The 24,515-nt window shown below is 58.5% G+C and carries 23 protein-coding genes and 1 pseudogene; 12 read left to right on the top strand and 12 right to left on the bottom strand.

The window, feature by feature from the left end; all coding sequences use genetic code 11:
- Window positions 1-4 precede the first annotated feature (4 nt).
- From EI982_RS00335 to EI982_RS00325, 3 genes are read right to left on the bottom strand one after another with little or no spacing between them, the layout of a single operon-like run.
- A complete protein-coding gene (locus EI982_RS00335; RefSeq protein WP_004594464.1) occupies window positions 5-646 on the bottom strand; it encodes a DUF7680 family protein in 642 nt (213 codons plus the stop codon).
- Window positions 646-3,945, bottom strand: a complete 3,300-nt coding sequence (locus EI982_RS00330) for an ATP-binding protein (RefSeq protein WP_199243581.1) — start codon at window positions 3,943-3,945, stop codon at window positions 646-648. Before EI982_RS00330 ends, EI982_RS00335 begins: the two co-directional genes overlap by 1 nt.
- Complete coding sequence (locus EI982_RS00325; RefSeq protein ID WP_004594467.1) at window positions 3,938-4,165, bottom strand: hypothetical protein; 228 nt, start codon at window positions 4,163-4,165, stop codon at window positions 3,938-3,940. The genes EI982_RS00330 and EI982_RS00325 overlap by 8 nt, the downstream gene beginning before the upstream one ends.
- A gap of 209 nt (window positions 4,166-4,374) precedes the next feature.
- Between EI982_RS00325 and EI982_RS00320 the strand changes: the two genes are divergently transcribed.
- From EI982_RS00320 to EI982_RS00305, 4 genes are all read left to right on the top strand, one after another.
- Window positions 4,375-5,283 (top strand): hypothetical protein, encoded by a 909-nt coding sequence (locus EI982_RS00320; protein WP_233255204.1) that lies wholly within the window; start codon window positions 4,375-4,377, stop codon window positions 5,281-5,283.
- Between the two features lie 132 nt (window positions 5,284-5,415).
- The gene (locus tag EI982_RS00315) at window positions 5,416-5,871 is read left to right on the top strand and encodes a hypothetical protein (protein WP_233255203.1); all 456 of its coding nucleotides are present in this window, start codon (window positions 5,416-5,418) and stop codon (window positions 5,869-5,871) included.
- A gap of 45 nt (window positions 5,872-5,916) precedes the next feature.
- Window positions 5,917-6,276 carry a hypothetical protein gene (locus tag EI982_RS00310; protein WP_157687626.1) on the top strand — a complete coding sequence of 120 codons (360 nt, stop codon included), beginning with the start codon at window positions 5,917-5,919 and terminating at the stop codon, window positions 6,274-6,276.
- A 158-nt stretch (window positions 6,277-6,434) separates the two neighbouring features.
- Entirely contained in the window at window positions 6,435-7,463 is a 1,029-nt protein-coding gene (locus tag EI982_RS00305) for a Cdc6/Cdc18 family protein (RefSeq protein WP_157687625.1), read from the top strand.
- A gap of 18 nt (window positions 7,464-7,481) precedes the next feature.
- Here the strand turns inward: EI982_RS00305 and EI982_RS00300 are convergent, their stop codons facing one another.
- Window positions 7,482-8,168, bottom strand: a complete 687-nt coding sequence (locus EI982_RS00300; RefSeq protein ID WP_157687624.1) for an SOS response-associated peptidase — start codon at window positions 8,166-8,168, stop codon at window positions 7,482-7,484.
- Between the two features lie 301 nt (window positions 8,169-8,469).
- On the opposite strand from EI982_RS00300, the gene EI982_RS00295 reads away from it, so the two are divergent.
- From EI982_RS00295 to EI982_RS00275, 5 genes are all read left to right on the top strand, one after another.
- Window positions 8,470-10,383 carry a DUF262 domain-containing protein gene (locus EI982_RS00295; protein WP_095637925.1) on the top strand — a complete coding sequence of 638 codons (1,914 nt, stop codon included), beginning with the start codon at window positions 8,470-8,472 and terminating at the stop codon, window positions 10,381-10,383.
- Between the two features lie 384 nt (window positions 10,384-10,767).
- A complete protein-coding gene (locus EI982_RS00290; protein ID WP_157687745.1) occupies window positions 10,768-11,607 on the top strand; it encodes a hypothetical protein in 840 nt (279 codons plus the stop codon).
- Between the two features lie 2 nt (window positions 11,608-11,609).
- Window positions 11,610-11,915, top strand: a complete 306-nt coding sequence (locus tag EI982_RS00285) for a DUF8156 family protein (RefSeq protein WP_014053335.1) — start codon at window positions 11,610-11,612, stop codon at window positions 11,913-11,915.
- 2 nt (window positions 11,916-11,917) lie between these two features.
- Window positions 11,918-14,068 carry a type B DNA-directed DNA polymerase gene (locus EI982_RS00280; RefSeq protein WP_199243579.1) on the top strand — a complete coding sequence of 717 codons (2,151 nt, stop codon included), beginning with the start codon at window positions 11,918-11,920 and terminating at the stop codon, window positions 14,066-14,068.
- Window positions 14,069-14,949: 881 nt separating this feature from the next.
- The gene (locus EI982_RS00275; RefSeq protein ID WP_233255202.1) at window positions 14,950-16,449 is read left to right on the top strand and encodes a Cdc6/Cdc18 family protein; all 1,500 of its coding nucleotides are present in this window, start codon (window positions 14,950-14,952) and stop codon (window positions 16,447-16,449) included.
- A 515-nt stretch (window positions 16,450-16,964) separates the two neighbouring features.
- On the opposite strand, the gene EI982_RS00270 is transcribed toward EI982_RS00275, so the two are convergent.
- Window positions 16,965-17,288, bottom strand: a complete 324-nt coding sequence (locus EI982_RS00270; protein ID WP_157687622.1) for a DUF6788 family protein — start codon at window positions 17,286-17,288, stop codon at window positions 16,965-16,967.
- Between the two features lie 138 nt (window positions 17,289-17,426).
- On the opposite strand from EI982_RS00270, the gene EI982_RS00265 reads away from it, so the two are divergent.
- A complete protein-coding gene (locus tag EI982_RS00265; protein ID WP_157687621.1) occupies window positions 17,427-18,350 on the top strand; it encodes an ArsR family transcriptional regulator in 924 nt (307 codons plus the stop codon).
- A 37-nt stretch (window positions 18,351-18,387) separates the two neighbouring features.
- Here the strand turns inward: EI982_RS00265 and EI982_RS00260 are convergent, their stop codons facing one another.
- The 3 genes from EI982_RS00260 to EI982_RS00250 form a co-directional block, all read right to left on the bottom strand.
- Entirely contained in the window at window positions 18,388-18,822 is a 435-nt protein-coding gene (locus EI982_RS00260; protein WP_008308689.1) for a PIN domain-containing protein, read from the bottom strand.
- Entirely contained in the window at window positions 18,823-19,074 is a 252-nt protein-coding gene (locus tag EI982_RS00255) for an AbrB/MazE/SpoVT family DNA-binding domain-containing protein (RefSeq protein WP_157687620.1), read from the bottom strand. It lies immediately after the preceding gene.
- A 91-nt stretch (window positions 19,075-19,165) separates the two neighbouring features.
- Complete coding sequence (locus tag EI982_RS00250; RefSeq protein WP_157687619.1) at window positions 19,166-19,987, bottom strand: hypothetical protein; 822 nt, start codon at window positions 19,985-19,987, stop codon at window positions 19,166-19,168.
- A gap of 228 nt (window positions 19,988-20,215) precedes the next feature.
- On the opposite strand from EI982_RS00250, the gene EI982_RS00245 reads away from it, so the two are divergent.
- Together EI982_RS00245 and EI982_RS00240 are read left to right on the top strand one after the other, a co-directional pair.
- A complete protein-coding gene (locus EI982_RS00245; protein WP_157687618.1) occupies window positions 20,216-20,887 on the top strand; it encodes a helix-turn-helix domain-containing protein in 672 nt (223 codons plus the stop codon).
- The gene (locus EI982_RS00240) at window positions 20,884-21,579 is read left to right on the top strand and encodes a nucleotidyltransferase domain-containing protein (RefSeq protein WP_157687617.1); all 696 of its coding nucleotides are present in this window, start codon (window positions 20,884-20,886) and stop codon (window positions 21,577-21,579) included. Before EI982_RS00245 ends, EI982_RS00240 begins: the two co-directional genes overlap by 4 nt.
- Before the next feature lie 124 nt (window positions 21,580-21,703).
- On the opposite strand, the gene EI982_RS00235 is transcribed toward EI982_RS00240, so the two are convergent.
- The 4 genes and pseudogenes from EI982_RS00235 to EI982_RS18580 all read right to left on the bottom strand — a co-directional run bounded on the left by EI982_RS00235 (window position 21,704) and on the right by EI982_RS18580 (window position 24,483).
- Window positions 21,704-22,633, bottom strand: coding sequence for an ArdC-like ssDNA-binding domain-containing protein (locus EI982_RS00235; protein WP_157687743.1), 930 nt, complete (start codon window positions 22,631-22,633; stop codon window positions 21,704-21,706).
- An 86-nt stretch (window positions 22,634-22,719) separates the two neighbouring features.
- Window positions 22,720-23,067, bottom strand: coding sequence for a DUF8013 domain-containing protein (locus EI982_RS00230; protein WP_157687616.1), 348 nt, complete (start codon window positions 23,065-23,067; stop codon window positions 22,720-22,722).
- Window positions 23,068-23,142: 75 nt separating this feature from the next.
- Window positions 23,143-24,144, bottom strand: a complete 1,002-nt coding sequence (locus EI982_RS00225; protein WP_157687615.1) for a DUF6610 family protein — start codon at window positions 24,142-24,144, stop codon at window positions 23,143-23,145.
- 124 nt (window positions 24,145-24,268) lie between these two features.
- Window positions 24,269-24,483 (bottom strand): annotated as a pseudogene (locus tag EI982_RS18580) (hypothetical protein).
- Window positions 24,484-24,515 lie beyond the last annotated feature (32 nt).

The following is a 24,515-nucleotide window of genomic DNA, read 5'->3' as shown; positions in this document are numbered from 1 at the left end:
TAGATCACTCAATATGGTCCGTCAGCAACACTCGAAGGGCCTTTTCGCCGTTCGGACTCGACGGAGACCGACACTTTGCGTACCAGTAGTAACACTCCTCATCGCTCATCCGTGCAACGCCTCGAGCCAGCGACCGCATCCGATCGATACGCTGGATCGGTTTCACGCCACGGAAGGCAACAGCAAGCCGGACGCCTGCCGTCTCGGGTAGAAACACGAATCCAGCCCCACCAGTAAGAACTTCTGAGGAATCTCCTGGCGTGCCCTCGATCGCTTCCCTGACGACGTCCTGGAGCGCACGGACGCGGGTCGGGTCAAGCCGTGCGACCTTTGCGCCGGCCCACTCATCCCACGTCCAACCATCGAGCTTGGAAAGGAGGTCGTCGCCAGCGATGTCCGAGACGAGATCCTCGACTGGTGTGATACTCAGCGAACGACCATCCCGCTCCAAGCGATCACGGCGGGCTTCAGCCTGTTCGCGAGGGAGTAGTTCATGGAGCGTCCACTCGCCGCCACCGTCTGTCTCTCGTCGGACGAGCGTGAACGTCGGGCGGCCACCAAACATACTCGTCCCGTAGCGAACCAGCCGATCCTCCTCTGTCCCCTCGGCGGGTGAGGTCTCAAATTCCGAACCGCGACTCGCCATCAGACCGTCACCTCCGAGCTCGCCTGAATCGGGCCACGCCCTTCGACCCGGACGTCGATGTTGCCCGCATCAAGGTCGTTATCGAGGGCAGCGAGGAGGTCGTCACCCTCGTCAGTAATCGGTTCGGGCTCGTCAAACTGGAAACGGAACTGGATGGTCTCTCGATCATCACCGAACGAGCCGGGCTGGTCGATCACGTCCCGGAATCGGCTCGGTGATCCTGTGAATTCTGCGCTGTACGTTCCGTCGTCAGTCCGGGTTTCGTACTGCATTCGAACCGTCACCGAGTCTTCACGGGCTTTGAATCCAGGTCGCTGACTGATGAACTTGGCCGCCTGGAAAGGTTCGTCCCCACCGACCTGGATGGTCACCTCTTCAAGCAGCGGCGTCCGGTCAGTCCCGGCCTTCGATTCCGCGTCACGACGAACTTCCGAGAATGCTCGTGAAGCGGACATCATCTTCTTGCTCGCCTCCCAGGATTCCTCGGGTTGGCACTCCTGGCATCGACCTCGTTCGTCCAGCAGCTGCTCGCTAGCGACCTCTTTGCCGCAGGAACGACAGGTCGTATCGGACTGGTGTTCCTCACAGTAGTAGGGTTCGCTGCCTTCTGGGTTTTCAACCTCCGCCCCACACTCAGCACAAGTGGCAACCGTCTGTTCTGGCCGGTCGATTTCGTCGAGGTGGTCGTCAACGAGCGCGTCGATCTCTCGGTAAACGACGAAGGCGCTCCCGATCTGGACATCGCTGTCCCGAATCGAGGTCTCGACATCGGGGGATTCCGCGAACGGTTCCGGGTGTGGCCACGTTTCAGGCTCCGTTGTCCCGACCCAGTACGCTGTCCCAGACTCGCCATCCCAGTATGCGTACCCGTGGTCACTAACGAGGGAGGAGACAGTCTCTCGAATCGGTTTTGTGCTGAAGAGGTAGTCCAGCCCCGGCTTCTTCGCGTATTGGTTGACCAGCGCTTCGGTGGACATAGCGTCCTGGGTCTGCTGCCAGAGTTTCTGTTGGACGTGAGCGGACCCACGAGCGCCGGCGTCGCGTTTCACGATCTTATCCTCGAGCGTTGTCTGGACAGCGTCGACCAGTGTCGTCCCGCCGTTGGATTCGGTCGCACCGATGGTGACGTGGGTAAGCCCGTCCCGGTCAGGGTAGTAGAGGTGCCGGTAGACGTTCCGAACGAGCTCTCCGAGCATCAGCTGTGCCTCGTCGCTCCGTTCTCGAAGCTCCTCGATTTGTTCCGAGGAGAGGTCGGCTTTCTGTTCAGGGCTATCAAGCAGGGCCTCGATAGCCTCGAGACGCCGAGCCTCGTCGATTGCAGCATCCATCCGATCAGCGTCAGGGGCGAGGAACAGAGCGTAGTTCTTGTAGATTCGCGTCTCAGTCTCTCCCTCGTGTTTTGCGGCTTGCTGCTCGTAGAGCTGAGTCACCCGGTTCGGCGGCGTATCGCCGCCGTCTTCGACAGCAGCGGTGTCCGGATGCATCACCGCGAGCTTCGGCGTATCCGGGGTATCCGGTAAGTCCGCCGGCGATTCAGGGAACTCCACCGGCTGGAAGCCACCATCGCCGGTTTCCTTCGAGGTGAGACGGTTCTGGAAACGCGAATGAGCGCTCGCTTCGGGGGTAGACTCGATCCGCTGGTCGATGATCCGGATCAGGTTTGGTTCTTGCTTGAATCGGAGGCGCTCTTCCTCGTAGAGGAAGTAACACGCGACATCCATATCGTCGCCCCGGAGTGCCGATAGGGCGGCATCGTAGTCGTCGAAGTTCAGATCGGGATGACCGATGGCGAGGTTCAAATCGGCGTGGGTTAGGCCAGCGGCCTGTTCACCATATGCGAGGCTGTGCCAGAGAACTGTCGTTGTCAGATGGGTTCCGAGGGGCGGGAGACCGTTTTCGGTCCATTTCCGATCCTCAAGCTGGGCGTGCGCGGTACCATCGTCGTCGTAGATGTCGGCGGTCACTGCGGGACCCAGATCGACGAAGTCGAATAGGCGCTCACGAAGGATAGTCTGAATCCCACCACCAGGATCGTCATCAGCGACTGTGAGGTCGTAGATCCGAATCCAGTGGCGGTCGTAACTGTCGGGCTGGTGATTCCAGAGGTAGTAGACGGCTCGAGCAAGCAAGCGGAGGGCATCACGCGTGCGCTGGAATCGAGGGATCGTATCGATCTTGTCCGTGAGAGCGTCGATTAAGGAGGGATGGAAGGGGTACTCGCGAGCGAGGACATCCACGTAGCCAGCGTCGGTGGCTTCCTGTGGATACTGCCGGTCTTCCTGATCATAGAATTGGAAGTATGAGTCAGCGGCTTCGCTCGCGGCGTTTTCTGGAACTTCCGAGAAGAGACGGTGTTGAAGGACTTGTCCGATCTCGTTTTCGTCGGTCGGTGTGACCGTCTTGTGCTGCCGCCGGCCGATCTCGTTGACCTCCTCAATGTGATCACGGACGCCATCACGAACCCGGTCAGCCTGTTCACCAAACGCTGTATCCGCGATAGAGTAAACGACCGTGACGTGCTCCGACTCGGCAGCCGCTTCGAGGAGCGCCATCACGAACGAAAGCGTCTGATCGGCGAGCGTCTTGTCACCGACAGGCGTGCCCGCGGCTTTGTTCATGTAGTCGGCGATTTCGTCGATCAGAATGAGAGCCGGCTGGTCGTGCTGAGCGAAGAGTTTCGAGAGCGTCCCCTCACCGGGGGCGTCCCGGTCTTGGTCGTAGTCCTTGAGGTACTCGTAGCCATCGAGCCCATAGAGCTGGTACGCGAGTTCACCCCACATCGTCCGGGTATTCGGAGCATCCGGATCGTCGTCGGCATGGCGGGCATCCTTGCTATCAGCCTTCGTTCCGATGAAGACCCCCGTCGCAATATCGAGGCCCTCTGCCACCGCATCTTGATAGTCGGCCGCAAGCTCCTCGTCGCCGTCCAGCAGGTAGTGTGAGAGGTCGTCAATATCTACGGGGTTCTCAGCAAGATGGTAAGAGGCGATGAGGTCGTGCGTTTTCCCACCACCGAACCGTGTGTCGAGACAGAGAATGCTCGAAGTATACGAGCCGGGGTCGTACTTTGTGGTCGCCAAGAAACGCCCCGTGAGATTGGAGAGCAGCGTGCGGAGACCCTCCGTGGGATAGGTCATATCGTAGAACGAGTCGGGGTCTCGATAGACTGGTGCTGCCTTCTCAGGGTTGTGGACGACAGTCGAGAGTTTCGCAGCGAACTGTTCCTCCTGGAGCGAGCCGTCTAAGACGTCGTCTCGTGGCTGACAGCTTTCGAAGAGAGAAGGGTACTCACTACTCATCGATTTCCTCCGTGGGTGAGGAATCAGCTTCTGGTTTGGATACGATTACGAATTCACACTCCGTGCTGTTCTCGATGATCGCCTTGGCGATCCCCTTCGACTCCGCGACATCGACCTTGATAGCGTCCCCAACCTCCGCATCGAATTGGTCGAGTTCGGGTCCGGACAGATTCACCCGGCCCGATTGGCCGGTGTTCTGTCCAATTGTCTTCTGAGTCATCTGGATAGTCACATCACCTAGCGGGAATGTTATAACCTTTACTTAGTCTAAGTTCCCGATTTGTAGTATGGTAGTTCTTCTATAGCCCCTTCCCCCACTACCCCCTGAATACTAAGTGACTGGGGGTAATCGGTCTACTCACAATGCAAATTAATCGCGGTCCTCGCGACCACCGATATGGGACGTACTGGAATCGTATCACGGAGTGTATGCCAAGGCACGTCCCGGTAGCAGACCTGGGAGGTTTCTCCATACCCCGTAACGAGGGGGGAGTACCCTCTAGAGAGGAGTTCCCCTATCCAGTAGTCCCGGTCACCGACCAATACCAGTTACATCTGTTTCCGGCACCTGACCATATCCGGCCGATGCTGGTTCGGATCACCGATGGCGAAGTGCTCACCGATGGTCACGAACCGTACGGATTCTGGTTGACCGTCGATGGGATTGCCGAAGCTCGAGAGACACTCATCGCACAGGCAGAGAACTATACGAACCAGACGGCACCTCGAGAGCTCGGAACCGCCCTCCAAGACGCACTCGTCACGGATGAACTGCTACACGACATCTTCTCAGAGCAACTCACTGAGAAGCTCCGTCCACCGACCGTTCGTTGGCTTCGTGACCGTACCAAGTCTGTAAGCGCAGACACTGTCGAATACACCGGTGGAGCGTACGTCAAAACGGAGTGGACCATCGAGTTAGAGCCTGAATCAAACAGAGAAGAGCGATCCCCACGGACACTCGAGTTCCACACCGATGACCTCATTCAGCAGGATTCGCAACGGTTCACGGTTGATTACCGGCAGCTCTTCCGCCAGCAAATTCGATGCTCGAACACCTGGTGGACGGATCTCAGCAGATACTGGATCTCCTCGGCAACGGTCGAAGATATTGTAGACGACGATTATCCCACAGAAGACGAATCTGCATTCTCGCTCCGCCAATCGGGGAAGGCGAAGTACCACCTCGTACAGAATGAAACTGGGACGACCGTCTGTGGTCATGAAGCCCGTTCAGGCGACACCCGGGAATTCTCCCCAGATACGCTCCCGATGCCAGCGGCACTCTGCAATCATTGTTCTAGAGAAGTCAAACGACACCTGATTCCCAGAGAATAGTGTCGATTCGGGCTGATCGCTGATCGTGAGAGCTGAACACGATAGAATCAGGCGATTCGCAACACCTGTTTAAACCAGACAGAAGCGGTACAGCACCAGAATATTATGACGTTCCAGTCGTGGTATCTTCGTATGAGTATCCCCGATCTCGCCCCGATACGAGAGTCTCTTGATGCCAGAATCGAGGAGTTGGAAGACGAACAAAAACGACAGGAAGAGCGGCACGAAGGAGATGGAAGCAACCCCGCGGTCTGGGACAAGGTGGAACCGAAAATTCGGCGAGATGTCGTGGAGGACTGCCAAGAAGATCTTGATGGCGTGGACGAACAAGACGAGGTTCTCCGAATATTGGCTGAATGGCGCCGTAACGAAAATCGAGAGTGGGAATTCAACAGGAACAGTTCCAAGGTAGAGAACGAACGGAACAACATCAAGACGGCTGAAATTCGGATCTGGAAGGAGGAGCTCATAGAACTAATTCCCGAGTCCGAATTCAAGACCTGCGGCCTCTGTGAGTCTCTTCAAATGCCAAAAAGCGACCGGCGCAGGAGTCGAGGGTATGTATGGGAATGTCCTGACTGCTTCTAGTCTGGACCCACGAACATCTATTATACTGACGACAAGAGGGGGAGTATGGGCGCATCTGATTGGGCTGGCAGGATGTGTATGCGACTAGAAGAGGAATTTGACATAAGCGAGGACCGGGCCCTCCGTATCACGACACTCGTTCGACTACTCCGAGGGGAAGGATATGAGGGAGTCTTTGGCGAGTACGGAAGCGAACGACACCAGAAACTCCAAGAGCAGCTGATCGACGAACTCGATAAGTCACTCCTCGAGCAGTCCGGCAATACGATCGAAGAACGGTGGAATAACTTGATGGATGAGTTGGACTGTCAAAGTCGCGCTGACAACGGAGTATACCTCAGCCCTTGGAGTGAACACGAAGCCGACGACTGGCAAAATCCCGGTGTGACGAGTTCCCGCCCGTGACCTGATTCCGGAAATCCCGGAAACCTTGAGTTTCCACGAACAGGAATCGCGTTACTGCGGGAGGATTTAGTTAGGTCAAAGGGGCTAAATGGGGTGTTTCCGGAAGCAACCCGGTCACGTTTTTAGTACTAGCCAGAAAACCAGTCTATCAAGCAACGATGATCCGCGATGCTCGCGTTCTCCGCGCCGGGTTTGTCCCTCGGGAAGTTGAGCATCGCGACGCCGAAGTCAACCACCTCTCCAGCGTTCTTGAGCCCATCACGAACGGAGAACCCGCCGACACGGCTATCGTCACTGGACCCAGCGGCGCCGGCAAGACGTGCATCTCGCAATTCGTCACCGAACGCCTACGTGAGGAGGTGCTCGACGTCGAGGCCACCTACGTCAACTGCTGGCGTAACTACACCCGGTTCCGCACGCTCTACCAGATCCTCGACGACCTCGGCGCCACCATCGACATCCACCGGCAGTCGACGCCGCATGACGAACTCGTCGACCGCCTCCAGCAGCACGACGGCCCGCGGACCGTCGTCATTCTCGACGAGGTCGACCAACTGGAGGACCCCAGCGTCATTTACGACCTCCACAGCCTCCCGCAGTTCGCGATCATCTGCATCGCGAACAAGGAAGAGGAGCTGTTCAGCCGCGTCGACGACCGCCTCGTGAGCCGGCTGCGCTCCAGCGAACACGTCCGTATGGACAAGTACCACGACGAGCAGCTGTACGACATTCTGAGTGCGCGGGCGAAGTGGGGCCTCGATGAGGACGTCATCACCGACGACCAGCTCTACCGGATCGCCGACGCAGCCGCCGGCGACGCCCGCCTCGCAATCGGCATCCTCCGAACGGCAGCCGGCAAGGCCGATCGCGAGAACCACGAGCGCATCACCGACGATATTCTCCTGGACGCCGCCGAGGATGCTCGGGCCCAGATCAAGCAGAAGAGCCTCGACTCACTCACCCCCCATCAGCGCGTCGTCTACGACATCGTTCGCGAGCACGGCCCGGTCGGACCGACCGAGATCCACGAACGCTACTCCGAGGAGGTCGATGATCCACGGACGAAGCGGACTATCCGCACGTACCTCTCGAAGATGGAGCAATACAACCTCCTCAAGGCGGAGGGGACGAGTCGGGATCGAGAGTACTCGCTCGTCGATTCGGCGGCGGCGTCGCCGATGCAGTGACCGTAACCCCGCCACCGATCAGGAACTGAACTCGCCGAGGCCCGATTGCTCGTGGTCTAGCGGCTCGATGACCTGGGGATCGTCGTTGCCTGGGTTGTTGACCCGCGTCGAAATCTCGTAGGCGTCCAGATCGTCCTTCGGATACGGCTGGCACAGTTCCTTGCGAGTGTCCGGGTCTGCGGCGAGCCAGTCGGACTCAGCGTCCTTTGGGAGGACGACCGGCATCCGGTCGTGGATTGAGTTCATCAGGTCGTTCGGCTCCGTCGTGAGAATCGTGACGCACGAGATCGTCTCGTCCTCGCCCTCCCAGACGTCCCAGAGCCCGGCCATCGCAAACGCGGGGTCGTCCTCCCGGTGAATCCGGTAGGGCTGTTTCGACCCGCCGTTCGGTGATTTCCACTCGTAGAATCCAGACGAGGGGACGAGGCAGGGACGTGATTCCCACGCCCGCTCGAAGACGCGTTTCTCGTCGGCAGTCTCGGAGCGAGCGTTGATGATACCCTCCTCGGGCTCATCCGCCCAGAACGGAATCAGTCCCCAGTGGTAGGCGTCGATCTCGTCTGGAGCCTCGTTCGTGACGATAGGGAGGTCGTCGCCAGGCGCGATGTTGTATCGGGGTGTATAGCCTCCGTCCGCGACGACCTCGGCATCGAAGCGGGCCTCGAGGTCTGCTTGGTCGATGAAGAGCGAGTTCCGGCCACACATACCGATGAGTTCGGAGGGTAGCATCTTCAACGTGGTCGCACAGGAACTTCGTGGAACCAACGTACTTAACCAACATACGCCCCGTCATCCATAGAGTGTTGGTTAACGGAGGCAGTACTAGACAAGTCTGATTCTGGAAACTTCACGGAACCGGACGCACGATCCCAAAATTCGGCGACTAACTCACCCACACCGTAACTCAGCCTCTCAGCCAGGCCTTCGAGTTGATCCGGGGGAGAATACACCCGGAATTCGATGGGCGACGACAGAGTATAAATACTCATCTTCCGTTCTGGTGACCATGTCCAGACAGGTCTCGGATTATTTGTCTGAAATAAACGACCATATCTTTCTTCCCGGCCTCCAGCGGGAGTTTGTCTGGAATCCCAGGCAGATTGAGGAACTGTTCGATTCATTGATTCGAGACTATCCAATCGGAGCCATAACTGAATGGAGAGTTCGAGCGGCCAATATCAGCGACTACAACTCGTATAATTTCCTACGGATGTATGTTGCCGATGACTATCGGCCACCGGATCCAGTTTTGGCGGAATACGACCTCTACAATCAGGAAGTTGAAGACAAAGAACCGGAGATTCTGATTATAGACGGCCAGCAGCGCTTGAACTCGCTCTATATCGGTGTCGAGGGTGGAATAACAGTATATAATGGCGGACGGGGGAAGCCCAGTGATGAGCTCCAGTACTGGGAAGGCCAGCGGCTGTGTGTTGACCTATTCGGTCACCCAGAGTACGATCGCGACGATACAGCAGGCGACTACGGATTTGAGTTCAAATCGACAGGAAAGTTTGGAGGAACGGACGAGACCGGCTATACCATGACCGGCGACACGCGGCACCTGTGGATGCCGGTCGGGGAGTTATGGAACGGAGGCAACGACGGGGGCTCCGGGAACTCCACGGTACTTGAGGGAAGAACACTTAGCGAAGTCGTCGATGAATACGTGGACACCGCCGAATTGAGGGCGGACAACGAAACCCGCTACCAGCTGCGCAGTATTTCGATGGCCGTCGCGAGAGACATTACGAGCAACGTTCTACAGGACGATCTCGAAACGGACAGTACGAACAAGGATAGATCCGAAATTCCCGAGATATTCACTAGGCTGAACATGGAGGGCTCTGATCCGAAGCCCTACCAGCTCCTCCTCTCAAAGCTCATGAGTTATTGGCCGTACGCCGAAGAGGAGGACGAGCGAATCAATCCTAGGGAGGTCATCCAAGATTGGATTGACGAATTTAAACAGAAATTCCCTGAGTATGAGCAAGAAATCGATCGGAAGCTGTTTCTCCGGTATACAGCATACTTAGTCGGAACAGACCTCCTCCGCAGTAATCTTAGCAGTATCGACGAAGAAAGAATGGACGAGATGCGCGAGCGGTGGCTGTATAATGAGCCCGTCGTCGCCGGACGGCGCTTCGAGTGGTTTCGGACATCGCTCGAGAAGGCGTTCCAGACAGTAATCGAGAGCGGGATTCGGAGCTCGGTTATGAACACGATGCCCATCTTCGCGCTACTTGGCGTGTTCTATTACCAGAATCCGGATGCTGAGGTCTCCGACGCGAATCGCGAGAGTGTTTTCCAGTTCGTCGCAAGAGCCCTCTTGCTGAACAAGTACTACCAAGTTCTGACCTACGGCAAGTGCCGCAACTGGATGCGATACCTTCGCGAGTGGGAACCAGAACCCGACGAACCCATCGTTTTCCCAGGCGAGGAGCTATTTGAATCGGAGAACATCAGCCCATCTGCTGAAGATATCCGTCGAGTCGTAGCCAACGCTCGTTACGAGAGCAGCCCAGGAGAGCCTGTATTTACCGACACAGATGTCACGGCAGTACTCGGCCTCATTGAGGAATCATATACACAATCGACGTCCACCAGTATTGGCGACTACTCGGTTGACCACATCTACCCGAAAAGCAGGGCAGAATCCGTATCTGAATCTATTGGCGAGACTGTTGATCTTAATCGAATCGGGAATCTACAGCTGTTGCCACACGAGATGAACGAAGAGATCAAAAGCGACCAGTGGCCCCACGACTGGTTGGACGACCTCGGCAACGCCGAGGCTGAGCGTATCCAACGTGTCAATCAGTATCCCGATATCGAGCCGACCCCGGAGAACGCACAGGCGTTTATTCGGGCTCGCGAAGAGCAGATTACCGACTACTTGATAGACAAATACGTGAAGTAAAGAGAGAACTGCAAGTCGCAGTTTCCTTAGAGTTCTACAGAAATCAAACTGAGATACCGGCCTACTGAGCTCCTTACGTATTAACCAACAGATAGAGGGCGCATGCATCCAATTGTTGGTTAACGGAGGAGGCGCCTCATATCGGAATTGTTCTCGGAAGTGTTCATCCTAACACGAAAACACGCAAACAACGACGGCACTCGTTGTATTCTGATCGATTCCCTGAAATGCGGAAGCGACACGCCGCGGCTTATCGGGAATGTGGCCCTTTAGTCGAGTATGGGAGAACACTCAACGTCGAACCGATTAACGGTGGACCAGCCGACACGGGGAGCCGACCGCAATCGGTCCCTCGCTGACCAGGCCGATCCGGCTACGGACGGGATGTTGTTGCCGTCACTCGGCGACGGCATCACGCTGCTCGACGTCGAGGGAGGCCGCGGCGTCCCAATCCTGCAGTCGCTCGTACTCGACCATCTCCTCCTGCACGACGGGCCCGCCTTCTGGGTCGACGCAAATGGTCACGCGACGACGACGACACTCGCTCAGATCGCGCCCAGTCAACGGTTGCTCAACCGAATCCACGTGGCACGCGGATTTACCGCCTACCAGCACTACGGCGCCGTCTGTAATCTCCCGACGGCAGTGAACAAGTCGATCCAGATGTCCACCACTGACGCCGGGACGGCCGGTCGAGGGGAACCGAGTCGTGACGAGGACACGTCGCCCCACACACCTGCCCTCATCGTCGCGCCGGCCGTCGACGTCCAGTACCGCGCCGACGATACCCTCGGCGAGACCCACGCGAGAACCCTTCAGGCTCGAACTCTCGCCCGGTTGGCGACCTACGCCGATGGGTACGACATCCCGGTGCTCGTTACGCGAAACGAGCGAAACGAATTCACCGAGCCAGTCGCGACGGTCGCCGACCATCACCTCGAGTGTGAGCAAACCCGGATGGGGCCACGGGTCGTCGGCGAAGACTTCGAGACGCTCGTCTATCCCGTCGACGACGGCGCGTACTACCAGACGACGTTCGCGTACTGGCGGCAGCTGCTCGCGGCACGCGCCACGCAGGTCGGCGTGGAACCGACGACGCCGGCGCCGTCGACGCCGACCCCGGAGGGCGTCGGAACGGCCGTCACCGCTGACGGTGAGACCGTGTCGGCCACCGCCGACCCCTTGCTCGACGCGTGGACGGCGAGTGGTACAGGAGGCCGATAGCGATGGGGCGTACGAACCCAACCTACCGGGATGCGCTCCGGGCCATCGAAGAGCGCTGGGCGGAGTTCCGCCGGGCACTGCGGCGTCGCGACCAGCCGCGCTTCGACCGGCTGTTCGAGTACGCCCGCGAGCACGCCGACGCGAGCGGGCTGTTGAACCACCAAAATCCGCTGCTGCCGGCGCTGCTCAGCATCGATCTCGAACAGGAGGCCCGCCTCGACGACCACGAAGAACGTCTCGAGGAGCTCGAAGCCGCGGTCGCAGCACGCGATGACCAGGAGAGTGCCCCACCGGACGCGAACCCGTGACGATGCCGTTCAGTATCGACTTCCTGGACGACAGCCGTGTCCTGGAGTGGGAGGCAACTGCCGACGGCGCCGTCGCGACCGAGCGCGATGACTACACCCCACGCTTCTACGTCGCCGCTCGCGACCCAGCGTCCGACATCGACCTCACGACGCTCCAATCGGTGTACGACCAGCACCCGGATGTCGTCGCGACCGAACTAGTGGCGCGACGCCCCGGCTTTCGACGAGACGAGGAGGCCGTTCTCGCAGTCGACGTTGCCCACATCGATCGCGTCACTCCACTCGCCCGGCAGGCGCGCCAGCTGTCGGCCTATCCAGTCGGGGATCTCGCCTGTTTCAACGTGGACTTTTCGCGAGAGTTCCGGTACTGTCTGGAGACCGGCGCCGATCCGACGCCGGCGAGCGAGCTGTCGACGCTCCGGCTCAGCGTTCCGGTGACCGAAACGAGCAACGACATCTATGGGGAGCTGTCCGTCGCCGGCGACACTGTCACCGGCTCGCCGACGGATATCCTGACCGCCGTCCAAGGGGCACTCGACGCACACGATCCGGACGTCCTGGTCTGCTCGACGAGCGAGATCGTCCCGACCCTGTACGAGATGGCGACGGACGCCGGCGTCGACGACTTCTCGCTGAGCCGGTGGCCGGACATCGACTACCAACAGCTTGCGAGCCGGTCGACGTACTCGAGCTACGGTCGCGTCGGTCACTCTCCGGCGCGGTACAACGTCCCCGGGCGGGCGATCATCGACGAGTCGAACACGTTCTTCTACGGGGAAACGAACCTCGACGGCGTCCTCGACCTCGTGTCGCGCTCGAAAAAGCCCGTCCAGGAGCTCGCGTGGGCGTCAATCGGGAACGTGCTGACGGCGATCCAGATCTGCGAGGCCCACGACCGCGGTGTCCTCGTCCCGTGGAACTCCTGGCGCCACGAGTTCTTCAAGCCGATGGGGACGCTCCACGACGCCGACCGTGGCGGCTTCATCTTCGCGCCCGAGGTCGGGCTTCACGAGAACGTCCACGAACTCGACTTCTCCTCGTTGTACCCGAACATCATCTGTACGCGGAACGTCTCACCGGACATCATCCGGTGTGACTGCCACAGCGACCGCGACGACGTCCCCGGCCTCGGGTACTCGATCTGCGACGACCGGGGCTACCTTGTCGACGTGCTACAGCCGATCATCGACGCGCGCGACGAGATCAAGGCGGCCATTCGTCGCGAGAAGGAACGGAACAACCCCGACGAGGACCGGCTGGTGGAACTCGAGGGACGGTCGGGAGCGCTGAAGTGGATCCTCGTCGCCTGCTTCGGCTATCAGGGGTTCAGCAACGCGAAGTTCGGCCGCATCGAGTGTCACGAAGCGATTAACGCGTTCGCTCGCGAAATTCTGCTGACGGCGAAACAGCAGCTGGAAGCCGGCGGCTGGCGCGTCGTCCACGGCATCGTCGACTCCATCTGGGTGACGCCGGACCCCGACGTCGACGACGAGGACCGCCAGGACCTCGAGACGCTCGCAACGGAGATCACGGAACGCGTCGAGATTCGGCTCGAACACGAAGCCCACTACGACTGGGTGGCGTTCGTCCCGCAGCGCGAGAGCGACGCCGGCGCGCTGACGAAGTACTTCGGGAAGGTCGCCGGCGACAACGACTTCAAAATCAGGGGTATCGAAGCCCGACAGCGTTCGACCCCACCGTTCATCGAGGACGTCCAACGGGACTGTCTCGATCGGCTCGATGCCACGCGGTCACCGGATGCGGTGCTCGACTGTCTCCAGAACGGCATCAAGCGCCTCCACGCTAGAACGGTGCCGGTTGAGCAACTCGTCGAACGGAATCGCGTCTCCAAGCCACTCGAAGGATACACTCAGAATACGCAGAACGTGGCCGCGTTGAAGCGGGCTCGCGATCAGGACCTCGCCATCCACCCGGGCCAAGATATCGAGTACGTGGTCGTCGACGACGAGAAGAGCTCGCGAGAACGGGTCGCGTTGGCCCACGAGGAGTTCGAGTCGTACGATCCATCATACTATGAGACGCAGCTGGTCCGAGCTGTCGAGAGCGTATTGTCACCTCTTGGCTGGGATCGGAACGACATCCGACGAGAGCTCAACGGAACACGTGTAGTCGGTATCACGGACTGGACCTGACGAACCCCCTCCCCCCTTTTTCGAGCTGTAAACTCGTGGCGGCGGGGAGGGGTGAACAGCAAGAGAGGTTGCAAAACAGCCAATTGTGGCAGATATACGCGATAGAGAGGTTGAGTGTCTAATATTCTAACTTGTGGCTAGATATGCGAAAGTTTATGTTGTACGTCACCTTACCATAACCGCACTAGAGACAAAGAATACATATCGTCTAGCTCAGCTAGACGATTGACATCTCGGGAAGTAGATGACTTCCTCATCTCGTCCGTGGTTCTGATTCCGTGTAATCTCTCGTCTTGACGCCTCTATGCCAACTTCAGTTACTTCGACTCTCGCCACGCTACGTCTTGGATGGCCTGTTCCCATCGACTTACAACTCGAAAAAGGGGGGAGGGGGTGAACCATTCGAGATTACCAAAGCGGCTTCGCCAGCAATCATGTCCGAAACCCGGTATTCCTCTCACTCGTGAACGGATTCTACGAGCGTCGTTCTTTCGCAACTATTCTGGCGCTTACTACTCGAAAACGGGGAGTGTGAGAAAGACCGTATCACCCTGAGCAGCATTCACAAAATCCGGATTATGTGGATTTGCTCTGAGACTCACTTCTCCTTACAATTGAGCGTGGGAGCATCGAACCAGGTGTGTTACCGCCCCCCAACATCTTACAACTCGAAAACGGGGGGTCCGGGTCATCGAGGAAGATCGACGACAGCGAGCTTCGTCGAACCGTTACAACTCGACAACGGAGGGTGATAGATTCCGAAGACGGTATCTGACTCGTCCAGAATATACGGGGCTGTAGTCGTTAGATAGCCTGTTTTCGAACGGTTACAACTCCACAAGGGTCCATATTTTTATACCCAGAGTTCGAGGGGGTTCATAATGGGACGAGAGGGACGTAGAGCAGGATCGAATAATCCGGAAGGTGAGGAGGATCGTCAATCTTCTGCTGCTGATCCTGAAACTCCTGAATCGACGGATGAGGAGGTGGCGTCTCCTGGCACGTCACAAACGACCTTCGAAAACGGATCAGATCCCGCTGATTCGTCTCAAGAAGCAACTAACGGTGACGGTGGCGGCATCTCAATTCGTGATCGGCTCCAAACCGAGTCGTCCGGTGGGGTCTTCGCGAACAAAGACCTCGTCCGGTCAGATACCATCATCGACGAGGATCGTATCGTCGGTCGTGACGACCAGCTAGGCCGTGTCGTCGACAACCTAAAACCGGTCCTCCAGAATGAAGGGATCCCGGATATGCTTCTGAGTGGTCCTTCTGGAACTGGGAAGTCGCTCATCATTCATGCGGTCTGCAAACAGATCGTCGAACTGTGTGAATCCCAAGGCAAGACCTTCGGGGTCATTTCAATCAACTGCGAGGGGCCGAAGACTGCAGATCGGGCTGTCTATCGGTTAGTCAAAGCTGCTGCCGACGACCTCGGCGTTGATCCTGGTGTTCCCCAAACCGGCGTCTCAACGGATCAGAAGCTGGAGCGACTGTACGAACTTATGCGAGAGTATTACGACGGTGTCATCTTCATTCTCGATGAGATCGATATGCTTGAGGGGCCGTATCAGGAAGCAGAGTACAATTCTCTCATCTACCAGCTTTCACGGGCTCGCAAACTCGCCGACTTTGATGGTCCCATCTCGCTCACGACGATCACGAACTACGCCGACTTTATGAAGGACCTCAACAGCCGCGCACAGAGTTCTTACAACCCTGACGACATTTTCTTCGACGATTACGATGCGAACCAGCTCCGTAGTATTCTCCGCAACCGGCGGGACGCCTTCAAGCCAGACTCACTTGCAGATGACGTTGTTCCGCTTGTTGCTGCGTTCGGCTCCCAAACGCACGGGGATGCGCGGAAAGCGATTGACCTCCTCAGATGGGCTGGTGAATTAGCCGAGCGGCGTGGGGCTGACACGGTTATCGAGACTGATGTCCGTGATGCTCAGGAAAAATACACCGAAAACCGCAAGCTCCGGCATATCAGCGGCATTTCGACTCAAAAGAAACTCTCCATCTACGCTGTGGCGGCCACTGCCCACTACGCAAGAGAACATCCTGAGTGGATCCCTGCTGGACCTGCGTTCAAGACGTATCAATTCATTGCCGATACAATGGATGCGGACCAGTACAGTCGCGAGACGTTCGTAAATCACGTCACAGAGCAGAGTACGTACGGTGTACTGGACTTCGAGCGTCGGGGCAAGGGGCGAGGCAGAGGAGTGCATATGTATTTCTCCCTCTCCGAGGATCCGGAAACGATCATGGAGACGATCCGTGAGGATTCCCGGTTCGAAGATCTAGCTCACGAAGAGGCGACTATCAGAGCGGTTGTCCGCGAACGGCTGAAGCAGTTCCGGAGTAAAAACTAATCTCGCCCGTATTCTCCCCGCACTTACTTCTCGAAAACGGGGGGTGTTCGTATCCCGCGCGATGCGTTACAACTCGAAAATGGGGGGTGTCATTCGTCGGGATGTCTCGTTACTACTCGAAAACGGGGGGTGGGTGAGCCAAGAGATTTGACGTGCCGGTCGATGTACTGTACTTTCCCCTTTCCCTCTCCCATTTACAACTCGAAAACGGGGGGTGTGTCCTACGATTTCTTTGTCGTCGGGACCATCGATGATGGGGAGACGGTGGAGAAACGACGGAAACGCGGGGGGTGTGGTCCCTTCAAAATCAGCGTCACCCCCTCCACCCACATCCAGTTACGACGGAAACGTGGGGTGGGTGTTTTCCCTCATCGAGTTTTACTCGTCCGGGGTGACCGGACCCATTCACACTGAGGGGTGTTGGACAAACCGATCCCATTCACACTCTGTGGGGTGTCGCCTGCTACGTCTCTACTAGTACTGAAAAAGAACATCAGACTACAGTTCAATCTCGTCTACTCGTCGGGATTCACTGGCCCCTTGTACTTCGACGTCACCGAATCTCCTTCCCGCCACTGCCAGTAGTAGTAGCGGTTGTCGTTGATCTCCTTGATCGTGATTGTCGCTTTGGCAGGGACGTCGTCCGGGAGATCGTCTGGTCGCTCTTCGACCTCTTCTTGATCTGCCGACTCCTCGAGACGGGCCTCCCGTTCCTTGTGCTCGGCGAGCGCTTCAGCGTACGTCGCAACATCTCGGAGCTGCTCCGGGCTCGACTCGTTGAGCGTGTTGACGATCTCCGTCGGGAGGTTCGCCGGTGGGGTCGGGGGTTCGTAGGACATCGGCCACTCTCGTGTTAACCAACACGACTCACGAGTCCATAGTTTTGTTGGTTAAGACGATGGAGACGACTCTCGTGCCTGCTGGCTGTAACATTACTTGAAACTTCTTTATATACAAGTTTCGTACTATGTTACACCGTGCTCCGGCGTATCGAACTCGAGGTCATCGCCACGGTCGACTGCGGCGACACGATCTCCGAACTCGCGACGAAGCTCGACCACAGCGAGAGCTATCTCTCTCGTGCCGTCAGCGACCTCGTTGAGAAAGGGCTCGTCTACACGGAACGCGATGGGCGGCGAAAACGAGTCGTCCCATCGGATGCTCGCGCCGTCGAACTCTATCGGGACCTCGTCCGCCAGCACTCCCACATCGACTTCCCCGAGCTACTGACCGGCAAGGCACTCGAGGTGCTGTACTACCTCGACCAGCCGCGAACTGTCTCCGAGATCGCCGACCGGAGCGACAACTACCGCAACACCGTCAACCGCATCCTCAAACGGTTTCGCGACCGCGGTCTCGTTGGGACCGTCGACGGCCACTACGAGTTCAACGCCGACTTCGACCGCCTCCACGAGTTCGCACGTGAACTCGCACACCATCTGCATCGCCAGCGCCTCGAAGTCGTTGCCCCGAAGGGCACAATTCTCTGGGAGGACTACGACGAATTCTTCGCCCAGGCCGAGACGGAGATCGACACGGAAGCGTTCCACGAAACCGGCCTCGCTCGGTTCGCGGCCTTCGACCTGCAGTTCCTGCTCACCGGCCATCGCTACTACGTCTACTCCGAGGATCTCGACGCAGTCTCGCCGGCGGAGCTCTGCTGTCACACGCTGCTGATCGACGACGGCAGTCGCCACCGCTCGTACTGTCTTCTCCTGCTCAGTCACGTCGACGTCGACGAGGCGGACCTCCGAGAGCAGGCGACGAAGTATGGCCTCGAAGACGAAATTGACGCCTTGCTGCGCTACCTCGAGACGCAGGGCGACGTCGACGACGACCGGCTCCCGGAGTGGGACGAGTTCCAGGAGCTGGCGGCTGACTACGAGGTGCAACTAGCCTGAGACCGAACATCGTCACCAGCCGTGCCGTCTGCCTGCGTCAGTTCGGATCGTAGGGATTCGTTGCTGTATCGAGCCGATAGACGTCCTCGACGGCGTCAAAATCGTCGTCAAACGCATACAGGTAGCCGAGCCCCTCGGTTTGCATATACGCGATAATGCAGGCATCGACGAAGGAGAGGGGTTCGTGTTGGCGAAAGAGGGCCTTCCCGGTTGCGAGGGCGTCGGTAGTGAGCGAGTCGATGTGGAAGCGGGCGTTTTCTTCGATTCGATCGAGGAGATCGACGGCTGCGTCGTGGCCGGCGTGGGTCGTGAGACCGTTCAGTGTTTCCGCGAGCACGTAGTCGAGGACGACTGCCTCCGGGAGCGTTCCATTGTCAATGCCCTGGAGCACCGGGAGTGCAACGTCGTGAGACCCATCCCGCCGGTATGCGGCGGCAAAGAGGACTGTCGTATCGATGAGTGCACGAGGCATTTACTCGACGTCGACGCCCCAGGCGTCGTGCTCGCTCGTGACATCGGTCGACTCCTCACCAGCGTAGCCGTCGAAGTCGGCGAACGTGCCGGTTTGCTGTTGGATGACGTGGACTCGGATGCTCCCGTCGTCCTCGAGATGCCAACGGAGCTGATCGCCATCGTCGATATTGAGTTCACGCCGAATCCGGGCGGGGATGTTTGCCTGGTTTCCAGATACCTTGCTTTCGGCGTCGATTCTGTCGCTGCTCATACCTCCCGATATGTGGCCGGCCGTGAAAAGCCTAGTGTGCCGCCACACTACCCAGTATCAGAAGAGTGATTCCGACGGAGAGGATGATGATCTACCCTGAGGTCGTTGGGAGCCGACCATCCGGACGTGGAACACGACCCTGTTTGATCTCGTGATCGACGCGACGCAGATGCTTACAGCCGCCTTCGGGTGAACGTTGCTGCCAGTCGGGACAGGTACACGACTCGTCGACGACGTCAACTTCGTACCGGTTTCCGGACGCGGACTGTACTTCGTAGCGGCCACCTTTCGAGAGGAGCGAGACGTCCATCGCTTCAGCGACGGCACGCGCCGTGCGGGGCTCGAGATCGTCCTGCGACTGTGTGTTCTCGTCGACGACCAGTCGGTCGCGAACGTCGCCCGTTCGACCCCCGTCCGGAGCGACGGCTTCCGCAGGGCCACTGAGCCGCTCGTGGAGCACTTCCTCCACCGGCTGGCCTTCCGGCCACAGGTAGTGGACCTCACGGCGCTCGCGATGATCGTAGGAGCCACAGGCGGCAGCGCTCCCAGTCCAGACACGCCACGCCCCGAGTGCTGCCATCACGTCGACGATGACTCGCGGAACAGCCTCGTGCTTGTCGGGGTAGAACATCCGAAAGCGAGTACATTCCGCCTGCGGCGGAACCGTCTCCCACCACTCGACGTCGTCGTCCCAGCTCTCGTACATCGCCTTATCCTTCCCGTATCCGACGGTCAGGCCGTCGATCTGCGGTATCTCCACCGATGTCTCGTCAGCCTCTTCTTCGAGCAGCCGAAGGACGGCGTACCGGAGATACTCGTGATTCGGATTGTCTGAAGATTGGGAGACCTGCTCGTGGTGCTCTGCGACTCGCTCTGCCTCGTCGAGAACGGTCGTTAGATATCGGTCGGTCATGGGTCAGTGGAGACGGGAGTGCGCCTCCGCCCCTCGGCGGGCGCTGAAAAACTTAACCAACAAATAGCGATCAGTCGTATCCTCTGTTGGTTAACCCCTCTCTGCTCGAATGCTGAGCCGGATCGGACTACCGGAGCTAAGAATAGTATATCTGTATAGCAATAACGTCATAGGGAATACGGGGGACAAGACTAATACCGTTAGATGCGATACCGATAACTAACGATGATGGAGTACGTCGACGAGACCGCGGCGAAGATCATAGTCGCGGCCCGGCCGGGTGACTCGATCCGGCGAATCGCCCAGAAGATCGACGGCTCCTACTCGTGGGTCTACGACTGGATCGAGCGGTTGGAGGACGCAGGCTTCATCCGGCGTGAGGACGGCATCTACATCGAGAATTACGCTGTCAGGGATCGCTACTACGACCTCGTCGCGGCCATCTCTCGCGCTGTTCCCCCTTCGATCGACGACGGCTACGTCATTCCACACTTCGCCGGGATGCCCTTTGCGTACACGAAAATCGACGGCGTCTACGTCTGGACCCACGGCGGCTATCAGATCGCTCGCGGCCACGACGATTATCCGATCTTCATCCAGGTCGCCGACCAGGACGTCGAACGGTGGACAGCGTTCTTTGATGAGTTCGGGATTCCGAGCCGGATCGAAGAGCGGCCGGACGCGACCGACTCCGACGCGGCCGTCTCGTACGTGTTGTTCCCGACGAGTGGGGAGATCACTCGCGAGTGGGTTGACGGCAATCCGGTTATTCCGTTGGATGAGGCAATCGAGCACATGTTGGAGTACCGGGTGAACTACGAGCCGGCGTTGGAGATGATCGCCGACGAGTACGACCGCGATATCGACGCGTCCCACGAGGATCCGCGTCTCAATGCATGAGCCTCGGTGAACGCGAAGACGAATTGTTGGACACCCTGGCGGCAGTCATTGACGCTGACCTGCCGTACGTGCTCGTCGGTGGATGGGCGATTGCGGCGTTCAATCAACGGTTCACTACTGACGTCGACGTCGTCATTCCGGCGCAGGCGGTCGACGACTACACCGCGCTTCTCACCGGCCGCGGCTACGAGAAAACGGCCGATGTCGAGCGAAACGAACTCTACGAGGGCCGAACTATCCGGTTTACGAAAGACATCGGGAATCCGGTTCGGTTCGACGCGATGGTCGACGCGCTGGGCTGTCGCCAGACGGAAGCCGAGTGGTCATATCGCTATCTAGCACAGCACTCAGTCACGGAGGAACTGCGAACCGGTCGACCAATAACAGCCAGGATTCCGGAACGGGAACTGCTGTTCGCGGTGAAACTTCACAGTGGTCGCAAGGCAGACTCCCGGGATCTGGTGGTGCTTGCTGCTGGCGCGGATTTCGACCGGATCGCGACTCATCTGCATCGCGGGGAGTCCGAGAAGCTCGCTGGTCGCATCGAGACTGTCCTCGACCGACTCACGTCGGAGGATTTTGCGGACGCGTTCAAAGGGGTCTTCGAACAGCAAACGGTTCCCGACCAGGATATCGATGCCGTCGTTGAGTTCCTTCGTGACCAGCAGCGCCGAATCGATTCTGAACTATAACATCGACTGTCGGTGGGGTATGTCTTGGGACCGATCGAAACACGCAGGGTCGGACGCCGAACGAATTAACCAACAGTGTGGGATAGTACCCCAAGGCGTTGGTTAACAGCCGGGGAAGGCGTGTTCAGCCCTCGGCGACCGTCCCGATTATCTCTTGCGCGGTCGAACTGATCCGGCCGAGACGCTCCTGAATGCTCTCCGCATCGTCGTCCTGCCACGCGGCAAGATAGAACGCTGATCCGCTCGCATCTAGGTCGAAATACCGCCCGACGATGTACGCAACGGCTTCGGCTTCGACCTCGCGTTTCGCACGCTCGGGTTCGTCGCCGACATCGAAATGGAGCAGTGCGTGGGCGTACTCGTGAATCAGCGTCACGGCGAGATCGGCCTGATTCGAGCGAGCTTTCGCTTCGACGACGGGTTGGCACTCGTGGAGAGTCCGGTGTTTGCAGACGCCTTTCGCGTCGCCATGCTCCCACTCAGCAGCGTCGACGACGCGGACGTCGATATCGAGCGTAGCTGCCGCATCAAGGAGCGCTGGCACCAGGTCGTCGGCGTTACCAGTGGCCTCGGTTTCCAACTCGGGGAGCGGTTCGCCCTCGGTTTGAGACACATCGAAGACTGCCGTTGGTTTGAATCCAACCAGTCCTTTGGACCACTCCTCGGGCGGCGTCTCGTCATAGTCACAGTCGCTTTGCTCGTGGTAACTCGGCGAATTCTCGCACTCAGGGCACTGCTTCGTAATAATGGGTGCCCAGATCCAGATCGCCTGTTCGCCCTCTTGGACGTGCCGGTCGAACTCCGACCTCCACGTATTGTAGCCCGCCACGCGGGTCGCCTCGGGACACTGGAGCTTGATCAAGAGGGTGTTGCGATGGGAGTAGTCGTGGAATCGGGACTGGACATCGAGCCACTCTTGGAACTGTTGGCTGGCTTTTGCCTCGTCGACGTCTGCGACGAGCTCGTCGATCCACTGTTCGATGGTACTGTGCATCTCGTCGTCTCGCGTGTCGGTCTCCTCGAAGGAAACCGACGGATTACTGGTCGTAGCCATTGTGTTCACCGAATCGAGTTCACCGCGACTGCAGCAGTTCAGAACGCGCCGCAACCCTCGGGGGCGAAGAAAAACTACCCTCTCGATTATCGGAGTTCGTGGGTCTCGTCAGCGAAGCCGACCGTAACGAGGTACTTGAGGAACTCGTCGAACCGCTCGACGTCGCTAGGCGTGTCGGTCGCAAGGTGGCGCCCCCACTCGATGGCCCACCGGAAGGCGGGATCCGTACCGCCCTTGCCGTGAATGTACCACCACCGGGCCGCTTTCAGCACGACCAGTGGGTTCGTCGGCGGCTGTTCGCTTGCTAAACCACGGGTTATCGACTCGATTTCTCCGGGCACGTCGGCTGGTTCTATCTCTCCGGACTGGGTGTTCGAGATATCGATCGGGATCTCATCGACTGAAACGTCGTCTACAGTTTGTTGCTGGCTCACGGAAAGTCACCTCTGGACGAAGGCTCACGACCGAGCCTCCGCCCTCTCCCCGGGCTCGAAAAACAGCACGCTGCGTCACGCTGGAGGGATGTAGACACTCTGTTCGCCAGCGATCTCCTCGAGGTCCTTCCGATGGCGATGGGTGAAGTAGCACTCGAAACTGCAGTACCCACAGACTGCACCGGTATCGTATTCAGCGACGAAGGGGCCGCGACGTGTTCGCCAGACGTTCGCTCCGCATTCGGTGCAAGCTCCGTTTTCGAGATCGGCAGGACTCGGTCCCTCGTACTCGAAGTGTAACCCAGCGTCCTCTGGTGTCGTCTCGGGCCAGATCCCATGTGACTGCCAGAACTCGCGGATGCGAGCGAGACTATGGCGCACCGTCTTTCGCACGGTGACGTGGTCGGCGTTGCGACCGCTGTCGTCCCAGCCGTCAGCCGTCCAGAACTCACCGAACTGTGCGCCACGATGGAGTCCGTTCCAGTCGACGCCCACAATGTCAGCTGGCGGATCGTCAGAGAGCGTCGGGCGGGTCAGTTGTCGGATGGCCTTGAGTTGCTTGGGTGGGCTTCCGCCAAGGATGTGGATGCGCCGACCGCGCCAGTCTACCGGGTCGGAGAACTCGTGCGCCAGGCGGTCAGCGTATCCCCGTGAATACCCGAGGACGAGAGTCTCGGGTATCGCGTTGATCACCGCCCGCGACTTCGGAACGATGATGAGATCGGCCTCGGGGTAGCTTGATTGGATCTCACGGGCAGCAGCGACGTGGGCGTCGACGTCGTCGATATCGTCGACGTCTCCGATGACCCCGACCCGTGGTTCGTACTCGAAAAATCGGTCGACGAACCGCTCCAGATCGGGATTCCGAAAATCGTTGTCGAGCATCCCGACGGAGAGGCTGAGGTTCTGATACTGGTCCGTTTGATATCCACAATCTTCTCGAAATCCGGGGAGAAATCCGAGGGCGAGAGCATCGCCGGCGAAGGGAGCTCGGTGGAGGAACGCCACGAACTCTGTTTGTCTGGCGGCAGCGATTTCACTCGCCGTGTTGGCTTTGGAGCTCAGCTCGAGGGACATGATTAGGCTCGCGAGGCCGCTGCTGACTGCCCCGCACCCTTTCAGGGGCCGGAAAAACCGAGGCACAGCGGATTAACCAACAATAGAGGGAATCCACGCGAAGTGTGTTGGTTAAGAATAGAGCTTACTCTTCGTTCTCACGCAGCTCTTCTGCCTTCCACTTGAGCCGGCGAAGAATCTGCGTCCGATTCTGGTGGGCGTTCTCGTAAGCGACACACTGCTGGAGGGTTTCCATATCCGGAATCGTCGCGATTCCTGCTTTGATCAGGCGCGTGTTCGATGCTTCAAGCCGCTTTTCTGGCGGGAATTCGTCATTTCGGCGTCGTTTGCTCTCTCCATATCGGTGCCCTCCACCCCTTGAGGGCCAACAA

The sequence above is a fragment of the Haloplanus salinarum genome (assembly GCF_009762275.1).
Lineage (GTDB): Archaea > Halobacteriota > Halobacteria > Halobacteriales > Haloferacaceae > Haloplanus > Haloplanus salinarum.
This window is presented reverse-complemented; position numbering and strand designations above follow the sequence as displayed.

Excerpts from the sequence above, each read along its gene's own strand:
- EI982_RS00245 (WP_157687618.1), top strand. The coding sequence starts at position 20,216 with ATGGAGTACGTCGACGAGACCGCGGCGAAGATCATAGTCGCGGCCCGG.
- EI982_RS00260 (WP_008308689.1), bottom strand. The coding sequence starts at position 18,822 with ATGCCTCGTGCACTCATCGATACGACAGTCCTCTTTGCCGCCGCATAC.
- EI982_RS00300 (WP_157687624.1), bottom strand. The coding sequence starts at position 8,168 with ATGTGTGGCCGGAACTCGCTCTTCATCGACCAAGCAGACCTCGAGGCC.
- EI982_RS00295 (WP_095637925.1), top strand. The coding sequence starts at position 8,470 with ATGTCCAGACAGGTCTCGGATTATTTGTCTGAAATAAACGACCATATC.
- EI982_RS00290 (WP_157687745.1), top strand. The coding sequence starts at position 10,768 with ATGTTGTTGCCGTCACTCGGCGACGGCATCACGCTGCTCGACGTCGAG.
- EI982_RS00285 (WP_014053335.1), top strand. The coding sequence starts at position 11,610 with ATGGGGCGTACGAACCCAACCTACCGGGATGCGCTCCGGGCCATCGAA.
- EI982_RS00305 (WP_157687625.1), top strand. The coding sequence starts at position 6,435 with ATGATCCGCGATGCTCGCGTTCTCCGCGCCGGGTTTGTCCCTCGGGAA.
- EI982_RS00275 (WP_233255202.1), top strand. The coding sequence starts at position 14,950 with ATGGGACGAGAGGGACGTAGAGCAGGATCGAATAATCCGGAAGGTGAG.
- EI982_RS00330 (WP_199243581.1), bottom strand. The coding sequence starts at position 3,945 with ATGAGTAGTGAGTACCCTTCTCTCTTCGAAAGCTGTCAGCCACGAGAC.
- EI982_RS00250 (WP_157687619.1), bottom strand. The coding sequence starts at position 19,987 with ATGACCGACCGATATCTAACGACCGTTCTCGACGAGGCAGAGCGAGTC.
- EI982_RS00320 (WP_233255204.1), top strand. The coding sequence starts at position 4,375 with ATGCCAAGGCACGTCCCGGTAGCAGACCTGGGAGGTTTCTCCATACCC.
- EI982_RS00325 (WP_004594467.1), bottom strand. The coding sequence starts at position 4,165 with ATGACTCAGAAGACAATTGGACAGAACACCGGCCAATCGGGCCGGGTG.
- EI982_RS00270 (WP_157687622.1), bottom strand. The coding sequence starts at position 17,288 with ATGTCCTACGAACCCCCGACCCCACCGGCGAACCTCCCGACGGAGATC.
- EI982_RS00335 (WP_004594464.1), bottom strand. The coding sequence starts at position 646 with ATGGCGAGTCGCGGTTCGGAATTTGAGACCTCACCCGCCGAGGGGACA.
- EI982_RS00255 (WP_157687620.1), bottom strand. The coding sequence starts at position 19,074 with ATGAGCAGCGACAGAATCGACGCCGAAAGCAAGGTATCTGGAAACCAG.
- EI982_RS00310 (WP_157687626.1), top strand. The coding sequence starts at position 5,917 with ATGGGCGCATCTGATTGGGCTGGCAGGATGTGTATGCGACTAGAAGAG.
- EI982_RS00240 (WP_157687617.1), top strand. The coding sequence starts at position 20,884 with ATGAGCCTCGGTGAACGCGAAGACGAATTGTTGGACACCCTGGCGGCA.
- EI982_RS00280 (WP_199243579.1), top strand. The coding sequence starts at position 11,918 with ATGCCGTTCAGTATCGACTTCCTGGACGACAGCCGTGTCCTGGAGTGG.
- EI982_RS00225 (WP_157687615.1), bottom strand. The coding sequence starts at position 24,144 with ATGTCCCTCGAGCTGAGCTCCAAAGCCAACACGGCGAGTGAAATCGCT.
- EI982_RS00315 (WP_233255203.1), top strand. The coding sequence starts at position 5,416 with ATGAGTATCCCCGATCTCGCCCCGATACGAGAGTCTCTTGATGCCAGA.
- EI982_RS00235 (WP_157687743.1), bottom strand. The coding sequence starts at position 22,633 with ATGGCTACGACCAGTAATCCGTCGGTTTCCTTCGAGGAGACCGACACG.